10 protein-coding genes are annotated in these 12,244 nt (G+C 43.4%); 8 read left to right on the top strand and 2 right to left on the bottom strand.

Annotation, left to right across the window (positions count from 1 at the left end):
* Positions 1 to 10 precede the first annotated feature (10 nt).
* Positions 11 to 1,192 carry a DUF3095 family protein gene (locus tag L0B18_RS04835; protein WP_234568400.1) on the bottom strand — a complete coding sequence of 394 codons (1,182 nt, stop codon included), beginning with the start codon at positions 1,190 to 1,192 and terminating at the stop codon, positions 11 to 13.
* 364 nt (positions 1,193 to 1,556) lie between these two features.
* Here L0B18_RS04835 and L0B18_RS04830 point away from each other — a divergent pair, with 364 nt between their 5' ends.
* A complete protein-coding gene (locus tag L0B18_RS04830) occupies positions 1,557 to 1,937 on the top strand; it encodes a fluoride efflux transporter FluC (RefSeq protein ID WP_234568398.1) in 381 nt (126 codons plus the stop codon).
* 16 nt (positions 1,938 to 1,953) lie between these two features.
* Here the strand turns inward: L0B18_RS04830 and L0B18_RS04825 are convergent, their stop codons facing one another.
* Positions 1,954 to 2,271: a hypothetical protein gene (locus L0B18_RS04825; RefSeq protein WP_234568387.1), complete on the bottom strand. Its 318-nt coding sequence runs from the start codon at positions 2,269 to 2,271 to the stop codon at positions 1,954 to 1,956.
* A 187-nt stretch (positions 2,272 to 2,458) separates the two neighbouring features.
* Here L0B18_RS04825 and L0B18_RS04820 point away from each other — a divergent pair, with 187 nt between their 5' ends.
* The 7 genes from L0B18_RS04820 to L0B18_RS04790 all read left to right on the top strand — a co-directional run bounded on the left by L0B18_RS04820 (position 2,459) and on the right by L0B18_RS04790 (position 12,230).
* On the top strand, positions 2,459 to 3,133 hold the full coding sequence (locus L0B18_RS04820) for an OmpA family protein (RefSeq protein ID WP_234568386.1): 675 nt from the start codon (positions 2,459 to 2,461) through the stop codon (positions 3,131 to 3,133).
* Between the two features lie 229 nt (positions 3,134 to 3,362).
* On the top strand, positions 3,363 to 4,130 hold the full coding sequence (locus L0B18_RS04815; RefSeq protein WP_234568384.1) for a GDSL-type esterase/lipase family protein: 768 nt from the start codon (positions 3,363 to 3,365) through the stop codon (positions 4,128 to 4,130).
* A 184-nt stretch (positions 4,131 to 4,314) separates the two neighbouring features.
* Positions 4,315 to 4,494 (top strand): hypothetical protein, encoded by a 180-nt coding sequence (locus L0B18_RS04810; RefSeq protein ID WP_234568382.1) that lies wholly within the window; start codon positions 4,315 to 4,317, stop codon positions 4,492 to 4,494.
* A gap of 57 nt (positions 4,495 to 4,551) precedes the next feature.
* Positions 4,552 to 4,980, top strand: a complete 429-nt coding sequence (locus L0B18_RS04805; RefSeq protein WP_234568379.1) for a hypothetical protein — start codon at positions 4,552 to 4,554, stop codon at positions 4,978 to 4,980.
* A 285-nt stretch (positions 4,981 to 5,265) separates the two neighbouring features.
* The gene (locus L0B18_RS04800; protein WP_234568377.1) at positions 5,266 to 9,024 is read left to right on the top strand and encodes an efflux RND transporter permease subunit; all 3,759 of its coding nucleotides are present in this window, start codon (positions 5,266 to 5,268) and stop codon (positions 9,022 to 9,024) included.
* Positions 9,025 to 9,191: 167 nt separating this feature from the next.
* Positions 9,192 to 10,421, top strand: coding sequence for a TolC family protein (locus L0B18_RS04795; RefSeq protein WP_234568375.1), 1,230 nt, complete (start codon positions 9,192 to 9,194; stop codon positions 10,419 to 10,421).
* A 90-nt stretch (positions 10,422 to 10,511) separates the two neighbouring features.
* Positions 10,512 to 12,230, top strand: a complete 1,719-nt coding sequence (locus tag L0B18_RS04790; protein ID WP_234568373.1) for an efflux RND transporter periplasmic adaptor subunit — start codon at positions 10,512 to 10,514, stop codon at positions 12,228 to 12,230.
* Positions 12,231 to 12,244 lie beyond the last annotated feature (14 nt).

Below are 12,244 nucleotides of genomic sequence, written 5' to 3'. Positions count from 1 at the left end.
TTTAATTAAATTATACAGAAATTTTTTTTTGTTGCTTCATTTTTTTTGATGCCATCGCGTAACCCCCATCAATACCATCAACAAAGTGTATATGTTCCTTCTCATGATTTGAAACGTAACAAGTAATGATCAGGCTTTTTGAACTATGTACTCCAAAATTCAACTTCCCGTCCGTAAACATTTGGTTTAAATAGGTTTCCACTTCATCTCTTTCGGCTTTTGTTCCAGAAGCAACAAACCGGAGGCCATCGTCAAACTTCCGAAAATCGACATGGGTGATGGCGTCTGCTTTATATTCTCCCCAATGTACATGTTTTGTTGATATTTTTTTCTCCATAAGAAATGTGCCCGCAAATGCTTCAAACACTAATTTTAGCGCATAGATCATTTGGCGTCTTATTGTTGGCTTCCATGTCCTGATCTTCCATTCCGTACTAAGTTTATTCCAGCTTTTTGTAAGGTTTAGCTTCCCCATCGTCACCGGATTCCGATCGTTTATAGCACCATACACCTCTTCTATTCGCTCTAAACAATCTGCATATATTTCCGATTTTTCATCATCCGTACCGCCCTCTGCTTTAATGATATATGAAGTAATTTCTTCACTGGTTGGAGGTATTTCATGCCATCTGCACTCAAGTCCCTCAAGATTGGCTCTATATTCATCATCAACAGGATCGGTTTCATCACCCGATAAATTCCTTTCTTTAATCAAAGACTCGGCGTAAGAAAGACCCTCTCCCCAAAAAAGGGCCTGGCTCATCGAATCTGACAGTTTCAGCCTTGCAATTTTTAAATCAAATCCGGCATTGCGCACTTCTTTTATGGAAACCAGGCCGGCTCTCATATCTAATCCAAAGCTTTCCCGGATGGCTGTTTTGCAAAATCCAAGTGCTTTTCTCACCTCAGACAGGTTTTTATTCGGTACAACCAAAAAAGCTCCATCACCTCCAAACGTATATGGAAGATGTCCGTCTTCTTTAAACAGATTTGAAATAGCTGCTATGATAGTGGCACCAGCCATATTTACCTCTTTATACTTGCCTCTTTTGATCGCTTCTGTTGACCCTCGAATATCTCCGACTATAATCCACCAATCCTCAGGCGCCGGTGTATATAACTCATAATCTGCAACTTGGCGGAAATCTGCAATCTCCTGAACCTGATTATTAAAATCGTCTATAACAGTCATTGAATAAAGAAGTGATAACATTTTGATTACACCGGGTACATGAATACCCAACCATATTCACTCTCAAAAAGTTTGAATCACATCTATTTCTCATTGGTTATGACAGGTCTGACAACACGTAAAGCATTTGATACAAAAAAAACAACACGAAAAAGATTTGGCACAAAAATCGTAAAACCTTGGCAACACTAATATTACTGACTTAGTAAAGGAACTGGCAGACTGTTGCCTGGAATTTCAGAACTGCCTGGAGAAGAAATCCAGACCAATCTTTTTAGTTTTTAATAAATATGATGCCCCAAACCGGGCAGCTTTTTTTATGTTGTGATTGAGCCTATATTACGTAGGTAATTAATTCAGAAACATGATTCGCAATCTCCTTTTTATAGCTTTGGGCGGAGCTATTGGATCCGTTCTTCGATATCTCACTTCACTATTAACACTTAAGCTTATCAGCCAAAACTGGTTTTTTACCGGTACTACTGCTGCCAATATTATTGGATGCTTTTTGATTGGAGCCACTGCAACCATTCTCCAGGAAAAAGGTTTGATGGATAATACAATCAAGCTTTTTTTAATTGTAGGCCTTCTTGGGGGATTTACGACATTTTCTTCTTTTAGCCTGGAAGGTTTCGAGGTTGCAACCCTTTCCATTCAAAAAAGCATGATCTATTTGGGATTCCAGGTTATCACCGGAATGGGTGCGGTCTGGGCGGGAATCAGTTTTAGCAAATGGGTTCTTTAGTTAAACTTCTCCTAAACTATCCGCGAATTACAACTGCTCCATGGGGAATTCGTCGCCCCAATCGGTGGCAGGAAACCGGCGGTGGCTGGTGACCCGGAGGCCTGTCATAATACCAAATTCTGCATTTACCGGGAGGAGGCATATGGCCTGGAGGTATCTTGTAATGTCCTCTTCTATATTCTCTGCCCCGCTTTTTTTCATACTTCCCTTTTCGTGGGGCATCCCCGATAACGACAGGCTCGGGGTGAATGACAAGTCCGCCGGAAACCATGCATCCGGTCCAGCTGCACCCGAATACGATTAAAACTGCGAATTTTAGTAGAAATTTTCTCATGGCTGCCATTCATTTTAGTTTTCGATTCAAATACAGTTACCATTGAAAACCCTCTTCGCTGCCACTTGTTTTTCAAAATTTTAAAAATCACATGTTTATGTGATGCCCAGCCCTGTCAGAAATAGAAACAAATCTGGTAATCTTCAGTTTATAGGTTGAAAGACAATCAAAAAATGAAAAGAAAACTATGTATCGAATATCAAAAACATCGGTAATTATTTCGCTCATTCTGTCTGTATCACTTTTATTTTCCGGATGTACAGAATGGAGTAAAACTGCTAAAGGCGGTGTTATTGGCGGTGGAGCCGGAGCAGCAGCAGGGGCGGTAATTGGTAAAACTCTTGGTAATACAGCCGCCGGTGCCCTTGCAGGAGCTGCCGTGGGTGGTACGGTTGGTGCCATCATTGGCCGGCAAATGGACAAGAAAGCTGCCGAGCTTGAGAGGAATCTTGAAGGTGCTGAAATTCAACGTGTTGAAGAGGGTATTGCTGTAAGTTTCGATTCCGGACTTTTATTCGATTTTGATTCAGCCAAACTTCGTCCCGAAGCCATGGAAAATCTCAAGCAACTGGCAGAAATTATGGGAGAAGATGACAACACCGAACTCCTGATTGTTGGGCATACCGACTCTGTTGGAGATGAAAATTACAATCAAAATTTAAGTGAACGGCGTGCCGCAGTGGCTGCTACGTTTATGGGCACACAAGGAATCGCCAGATCAAGAATACAAGTTGAAGGAATGGGCGAAACAGAGCCTATTGCTGATAACGACACGGAAGCCGGGCGCCAGGAAAACCGGCGTATTGAAGTAGCTGTTTATGCAAGTGACGATTATATCGAAGAACTCGAAGAAGCACAGTAAGAACAGGTCGATATATCGCTGTTACCCCAGCAACCGGCAATGATGCTCACTTTCGGGTATTCATTGCCGGTTTTTTTATTTGATGGTGATTGTAAAGCTCCTCTTCCAATCCCAAAATCCCGCTACACTTTACAACTTTATTTAGATACATTTATAGAATGAAATGAATCTTTTGTGATTCAAATAATCACTAAAACAACTACACTTCTGTTGATAAGCGGGTTTTAAAATGAAGAACTTTTTTTCGAAATCATTAACGATTTTTCTTTTACCAATTCTATTTATTGCTTGCGGGGAATCAGACGCCCAAACCTGTTCTGATGATGCCCTCGCCCTCACTCCTGCAACCCTTCAGGAAGAATGGGCCGTGGAGTGGTGGATGCCCCGGCACGAAGCCAAACTGACCGAAGAAGGACGGGAAAATGCCCGGTTGCTGTTTATTGGAAACTCGATCACACACGGTTGGGAGAACACCGGCAAAGAAGTCTGGGAAGAATATTATGCGGATTATGGTGGATATAATATTGGCTTTAGTGGCGATCGAACGGAGAATGTGTTGTGGCGGTTTGAACACGGTGAACTTGAGGGGATCAATCCCGAGCTGGCAATTTTGATGATTGGAACGAACAACACCGGCCATCGGCAGGACCCGGCTGCATGTACGGCTAAAGGTATCGAAATGATTTTGGATGAGATAACGGATCGGCTTCCGGAGACAAAAATTTTGCTGTTGGCCATCTTCCCGCGTGAAGCTTCTCCCGATGGTGAACTCCGTCAGCTAAACAATGAAATCAATCAAAAAATTGAAAATTATGCAGACGGCGACCATATTCATTTTCTCAATATAAACGATACTTTTTTGGATGAGAATGGGGTTTTGTCAGAAGAAATCATGCCCGACCTCCTTCATCCCAACGAATATGGATACCGGCTTTGGGCAGACGCCATGCAACCAACATTAGAAGAACTTCTTGAAGAAGAGACGATGAGTCATTGATTTACGAAAAAATCACTAATGATTTTCAGAGTAATTGTACCGTTACTCCGCCTAAAAAATTGATCAGAATTTTATTGCTGTCTACTAAGTGGTCGATGGCAATTGAGAAGCCTCTTCATCCGGCAAATTGTTTTTTAGAAAAAAATATATTCTTTTAAATAACTTTTTATTCAATAAACCATTCATGAAAAATACAAACTTGCTTTTATATTTGGGTATCATACTTGTAATTGTCGGAATTGTAATGGCTTTTTTTACAGAAACCGGCCGGAGTCAACTAATTGCGGGAATTTCTACAACATTGGGTTTGATCATTTCTATTTTGGGATGGGTCTTTTGTCATAAAACCACACCCTCTTTTTAAAAAAGTTTTGACATACTTTTGAACTTAGTTCTGATTTTTTTCGTAGTTTTTTAATCTGTGGAAATAAAATCTGCCAAATATCGATTTTTAACAAGAGTCCTTACTGCTGCCCTGCTTGTAGCAATACTGCTTCCTTCTGCATTGCAGGCCAAACATCTCGTGGATTTCTGCATGACGGATATGCACCATCACGAAATGATGGGCGATTCTCATGACTGCTGCACGCTTGATACAATTCCACATTCCGATGCCTCAACAAGTCACGACTGCGACAACGGTACAATTTGTGCCTGTCCGGTAAATGAAGCACCTTCTGATAATCAATTCAGAATACCCAAGTCCAGTACTTCCGGAATTATTTTATCTCCAACCGGATTCAATTTCAGGCTCATCTCCCCGGATGAATTTCTCCACAAAGCTTACTTTGCCCATTCAAATCCGGATGATCCTCCTCTTTACCTTCTCTACGATACTTTTTTGAAATAGCCTTTCTATTTCTTTTGAGTAGAGACTGATTGCAGAACACTCTGAGACTTTGATACCAAATGATACGCGTTTTATGCGTGTGACGGTGTAACAAGCCTCGTTAAGCCATTCCAGGCATATTTATCACATTCTTTTATTGATTGGTTCTGTTTCCTTCTCACGGTGAGTTTATCAAAACCTCTCCCGATCTCATTTTTAAAACCGAATTCAAATTTTTTATGAACTCTTTCTTTTTCGGTCTGTGATCAGGCAGAAAAGGAAGGCAAAGAATGGGTTTAAACTCTCATGACGAATTCAATCATTCGTTTTTTTCTTGAAAATAAACTTGTGGCTGTACTGCTTTTGCTGGTACTAACCGGATGGGGAATTGCCACAGCTCCATTTGACTGGAATCTCAATTCCATCCCGCGCGATCCGGTTCCGGTGGATGCCATTCCAAACCTCGGCGAAAACCAACAAATTGTTTATACCGAATGGCCGGGACAATCACCGCAGGATGTGGAAGATCAAATTACGTATCCGCTTACAACTCAACTTTTAACCGTGCCCGGCGTTCGAACGGTTCGAAGTACATCTATGACAGGGCTCTCCAGCATCTATGTGATTTTTGAAGAGGATGTGGAATTTTACTGGAGCCGCTCACGCATCCTCGAAAAAATAAATGCACTTCCCGCAGGCACACTTCCTGGCAATGTTCAACCGGCATTGGGACCTGATGCTACTGCTCTCGGTCAGGTGTATTGGTACACGCTTGAAGGCCGTGACGAAAACGGAAATCCAACCGGCGGCTGGGATCCTCAGGAACTCCGATCCATCCAGGATTTTTATGTGGGATATGGACTTTCTGGTGCACAGGGAGTGGCAGAGGTCTCATCCATTGGCGGTTTCGTTCGCGAATACCAGGTGGATGTGGATCCCAATAAAATGAAGGTTTATAACGTCACTCTTGCAGACGTTTTTGAAGCCGTTCGCAAAAGTAATGTGGAAACAGGTGCCCGAACGCTTGAGTTGAACAACGCCGAATACCTCGTCCGCGGACTGGGTTATATCAAAAATATCGACGACCTGGAATCGGCCGTTGTAAAAGTGGTGGATAACACGCCCATTCGAATCCAGGATGTGGCTTTCGTCACGATGGGCCCCGCACAACGACGTGGTGCTCTGGATAAAGCGGGAGCTGAAGCTGTTGGTGGCGTGGTAGTTGCACGCCAAAATGCCAATCCCCAGCAGGTAATTGACAATGTAAAAAACAAAATTGATGAAATTTCATCCGGCCTTCCATCCAAGACGTTGTCCGACGGAACCACCTCAAAAGTAACCATTGTTCCTTTTTACGACCGGTCTGAACTGATTGGCGAAACGCTCGGAACCCTGGAGGAAGCCCTCACTCTCGAAATCTTGATTACTATTATCGTGATTGTCATCATGGTTCTGAATCTTCGGACTTCCATTTTGATCTCCACCATGCTTCCACTCGCGGTTTTGATGTGCTTTATCGGCATGAAATATTTCGGAGTGGATGCCAATATTGTGGCACTTTCCGGAATTGCGATTGCCATCGGTACCATTGTGGATATGGGTGTAATTCTGTCTGAAAATATGCTCCGCCATATGGAGGATATGAATGAGGATGAATCACTCCTCGAAGTGATTTACAACGCCACAGTTGAAGTTGCGTCTGCTGTGATTACAGCCGTAACCACTACGATTGTCAGTTTTCTGCCGGTCTTTACCATGATCGCCGCCGAGGGAAAACTTTTCAAACCGCTGGCCTATACCAAAACATTTGCCCTGATCTCATCCATCATCATTGCAATTACCCTCATTCCTCCTTTTGCCCACTGGTTTTTTGGGTTTAAAATTAACAGCCGAAAAATCAAAATAGGCTGGAATGGATTGCTTGTAGCGGGTGGATTTCTTTTGATGCTTACCCTTTCGGGCTGGGCTGGATTTCTGATTTTAGGTTTTGGTTTGATCAACGGAGCTTCTCTCTTTTTAGATGAGAATTATCAGAATAGAGTTCCACTGTTGAATAACATTCTTGCAGTAGTGGTCGTCACCTGGCTTTTAACTGAATACTGGCTTCCATTTGGCCCATCTGTTTCTTTTGCCGGAAATATGATTTTTATCATATTCTTAATTGGTACCATTCTCTTCAGTTTCTGGCTCATCATCACCTATTATCAAAAACTGATTATCTGGTGCCTGGATCATAAAAAAGCTTTTCTTGCCATCCCAACAACGTTTGTTGTTTTGGGGATGATGATCTGGCTGGGATTTGCCTCCGTGTTTGGATTTGTAGCAACCGGATTTGATACGGTTGGCGTGAACATTCGAACGACCTCCCTCTGGTCCTCTGCAACAAATACATTCCCGGGTTTGGGCGAAGAATTTATGCCCGCTTTGGATGAAGGAGCTTTCCTGCTGATGCCCACAACCATGCCTCATGCCGGGGTTGAAGAAGCCATGGATGTCATGCAAAAAATTGATATGTCAGTCGCTTCCATTCCAGAAGTGGAAACTGTGGTGGGCAAAATGGGACGCACGAACTCTGCTCTCGACCCCGCTCCCATCTCGATGTTTGAAAATGTAATCTTGTATACATCAGAATATAAAACAAACGAAAACGGCCGGCGAATTCGCTATCGGGTGGATGACAATGATGAATTTGTCCGCGATGAAAATGGAGAATTAATTCCGGATTCCGGCGGAGAATACTATCGCCAATGGCGTGATGATATTCAGTCACCCGACGATATCTGGAATGAAATTGTTGAAGCCTCCCGAATTCCGGGGACTACTTCTGCGCCAAAACTTCAACCCATTCAAACGCGGCTGGTGATGCTTCAATCCGGAATGCGCGCACCTATGGGTGTAAAAGTGAAAGGTGATAATCTACAAACGATTGAATCCTTCGGACTTCAACTGGAAGAAGTCCTTCGGCAGGTTCCGGGAGTGAATGCTTCTTCTGTGTTTGCAGAGCGCATTGTCGGAAAACCTTATCTCGAAATAAACTGGAACCGAAATGAACTGGCACGGTACGGACTCTCCATGCAGGATGTACAGCATTTTGTAACAGCCGGAATTGGTGGAATGCCCGTCTCCACTTCTGTTGAAGGACGCGAGCGATATCCCATCCGTGTACGGTTTGCCCGCGAGTTGAGAGGCGATCCAGAATCGATTTCTGAACTTCTCGTTCCAACAAAAACCGGCACGCAAATCCCATTGGGACAACTTGCTAAGATCGATTACCGCCAGGGACCTCAGGCCATCAAAAGTGAAGACACCTTCCTGGTTGGCTATGTGATTTTTGATAAACAGGACTCCTTCGCTGAAGTAGAAGTTGTAGAAAATGCGCGGACTGTTATCCAGGATCGAATCGATTCAGGTGATCTCACTGTTCCGGCCGGAATCAGTTTTGAGTTTGCCGGGAATTACGAAAATCAGGTTCGGGCTGCGAAACGTCTCGGCATTATTTTACCGATTGCCCTGGTCGTTATATTCTTGATTATGTACTTCCAATTCCGGTCTGTTGCTACAACAGGCATGATTTTTACCAGCATTTTTGTAGCCTGGGCCGGCGGTTTTTTGATGATTTGGCTTTACAGCCAGGGATGGTTTTTAAACTTCGAATTATTCGGACAAAACCTGAGAGATGTCTTTCAGATGGGAACCGTAAATCTAAGTGTGGCTGTGTGGGTCGGATTCATCGCCCTCTTTGGAATTGCGGCAGACGGCGGTGTGGTAATGGCCACTTATCTCGATCAACTGTATGACAGACAGCGTCCTTCAAATACAAAAGAGTTACGGAAAGTAGTTGTTGAAGCGAGCTCAAGAAGAATCCGCCCGACGCTTATGACCACCGCCACAACCATCCTCGCCCTGCTGCCGGTTTTAACATCCACCGGACGTGGTTCCGATATCATGGTGCCCATGGCGATACCAAGTGTAGGCGGCATGTTACTGCAGATCATTACCCTGTTTGTGGTGCCTGTACTCTACTTCATCTGGAAAGAATTTCAACTAAAACGGAGTGTGAAATGAACACGAAAGAATATCAAATAATTAAAAGTGACCTTGAAGCGTCTGAAGCAGAGTGCAAGTCCTTCAAGCGTCACAAGAGAACGCTTCAAGGACCTCACGGACGCTTGAAGGTTCTTTTATCAATAAACTTACCGTATTCTTTGCGGTTTGTTCTTTTAACTCTCTTCATGGCAATACCTGTCTCGCTAATTGGCCAATCCATCGAAGATTATCAACAAATCGCTGCGGAGAATAATCCTGAGGTACGCTCGGCCTTTCATCAATATCTTGCCAGTTTGGAAGAACCGAGTCAAATGGGGGCTTTGCCTGATCCGGAAATTGCCTTTGCGTATTTCGTTAGTCCGATTGAAACTCGTCTCGGACCACAGCAGGCTCGTATCTCTCTCACCCAAATGTTTCCCTGGTTTGGAACTTTGAGGGATAAACGGGAAATAGCTTCCATCCAATCGAAAGCTTATTTCGAGACATTCCGGGAAAACAGGAATCGAATTTTTTATCAGACTGAGAAAGCATTCCTGGATCTTTATGAGTTGGATAGAAGTATCGAAATCGCGGAAGAAAATCTTGAAATCCTGAATTCGCTGGTTGAAATTAGCCTTCGGCGATATGAAACCAATCAGGCTACACAGGTAGATGTGTTGCGAGCCCAGATTGAGCAGGAGGATCTGAAAACACAACTGGCTCTTCTTCGGGATAACCGATCTGTTCTGGAACAGAAAATCAGAGAACTGCTCAATCATCCGGAGAATACTCAAATCCATGCACCGGATACGTTACAGGCCGACCTTCTATTCGATGATTCTCAATCTTTGAGAAATCAATTAGTACGAGAAAATCCAGCACTATCCAGACTTCGATATCAAGAGGAATCCTCCAAAGAGATGAGGGAATTAGCAGTCAAAAGTGGAAAACCCTCCTTCGGGATTGGAGCTGATTACATCTTTACAGGTGAACGAACGGATATGGCCGGACTGACTGATAATGGAAAAGACGCATTAATTGCACGTGCAAGTTTTAGAATTCCCCTGTTCAGAAATAAATATAACGCGCAGGTTCAACAGGCAGAACAAAATATTCAGTCAGCGCAAATGCAGATCTCAGCGAAAACAAATTCTCTTGAAACTGATTTGGACGCCTCGTTAAGAGATTATTACGATGCAGATCGACGGTTTGAGTTGTATGATCAAACACAAATTCAGCGGGTCAACCAGGCTTTGACCATTATGATGCAGGCTTACTCCACCGATAGCTCTGATTTTGAAGAAATATTGCGCATGCAACGAAAACTGCTCGACTATCAACTGAACCGCATTCAGGCCCTCGCAGATATGCATAAGTCAGTAGCCTACATCGATTATTTGACCGGAAAACACAATATCAATTCAAAAGAAATTTAAATAGACAAACAGTATTGAGTAGCAAGTATCGAGATTGTCTGAAACTTCTCAATACTTATTACTTGATACTTAGTACTAAAACCAAAAATCATGAATACAAAAAACATACTTCTTTACGCCGGATTACTGGTTCTCGGTTTGTTTCTCGGATACCTCTTTTTTGGAGGTACTGACACAGAACAGCCAATGGATGAACATATTGAAGAGGCTCATACAGATGAGCAAGGAAATGTTGTATATACATGTAGTATGCATCCGCAGGTTCGCCAAAATGAGCCCGGAAACTGTCCGATTTGCGGAATGGAGCTGATTCCCGCTGAGGATGAATCCGAACAATCGGCAGCGGATCCTAATACACTGACAATGACGCAAGCCTCAATGAAACTGGCAGAAATCCAGACCACACCCGTCATAAGAGATCAGCCTGTCAGTACATTTACACTTCCGGGAAAAGTCACAGAAAACCAGAATAATGTTTCTAATGTAACGGCACATTTCCCCGGAAGAATCCGGAATCTATATGTGGATTATGCCGGCACATACGTAAGAGAGGGACAGCGTCTGGCCTCGATTTATTCGCCTGAACTGATTGCGGCACAACAGGAATTGCTCGAAACGGCAAAGTATAAAAATCAAAATCCCCGCCTGTATGAAGCTGCGCGACGAAAACTCATGCTTTGGGAATTTCCGGAAAGCACGATTAATCAAATAGAGCAGAGTGGTGAAATCATGAACGAGCTTGACTTCTACTCTCCGGTCAGCGGATACGTTTCCGAATTAGCAATTTCCCGGGAAGATCATGTCATGGAAGGAGGAATGCTTTATCGAATTGTTGATCTCTCTACGGTTTGGGTCGATTTCCAGGCATTTGAATCGAATATTTCTTCCATTCAGGAAGGAGATCAAATACAATTTGCAGTTGAAGCCTTGCCCGGCCATTCATTTGAATCCACGGTGATATATGTAGATCCATTTCTGGATAATCAATCCCGAACAGCCACGATCCGTGCACGCGTTCAAAATCCAAATAACCAGTTAAAACCGGGAATGTTGGCCACGGCGGAGGTTGAATCAGATGTGTCTGGTGAATTTCATTTAATGGTCCCACGATCGGCTATCATGTGGACGGGGAAACGTTCAATTGTGTATGTACAAATTCCAAATACTTCAACACCTTCCTTTCAAGCAAAAGAAGTAATGCTCGGAAACCGGGCTGGAAACTACTATGTAGTTGAATCGGGTTTGTCGGAAGGTGAACAGGTTGTAACAAACGGAACCTTTAAAATCGACAGTGCAGCTCAACTCTCTGATAAACTGAGCATGATGAACCGCGAGCCCGGCACAGGTGCAAATCGATCGGCTCATGATCATGGCAGTATACAGATGGATCAGAACAGCAATGAGGATCATTCCCAACATCAACAAATGGATATGCAATCAAACCAGCAACCTGAGAAGCAACAGAGTTTAAATATTCATTCACAACAGGACCTCGAATCTGTAATGCCGGCTTATCTCGAAACAAAAGAAGCTCTTGCAAATGACGATTACGATGAGGCAAACACTCAACTTCGATCATTTACAGATATTCGGACGAACAACATCGAGGAGCTTCGGGCCGCATTTAAACAGGTGTCTGAAGAACTGGTTGCTGCCGTAGAAGAATTTGGATATGAAGGAACTCTCTACAAACAATTCTGCCCGATGTATGGAGGTGGAAGTCTGTGGATCAGCGACAGTGAGGGAATTCAAAACCCCTATTACGGAAATCAAATGCATAACTGTGGAGAGACCGTCGAAGCATTTTAAAAACCATATCACGA

Source organism: Rhodohalobacter sp. 614A, from assembly GCF_021462415.1.
Classification (GTDB): domain Bacteria; phylum Bacteroidota; class Rhodothermia; order Balneolales; family Balneolaceae; genus Rhodohalobacter.
This window is presented reverse-complemented; position numbering and strand designations above follow the sequence as displayed.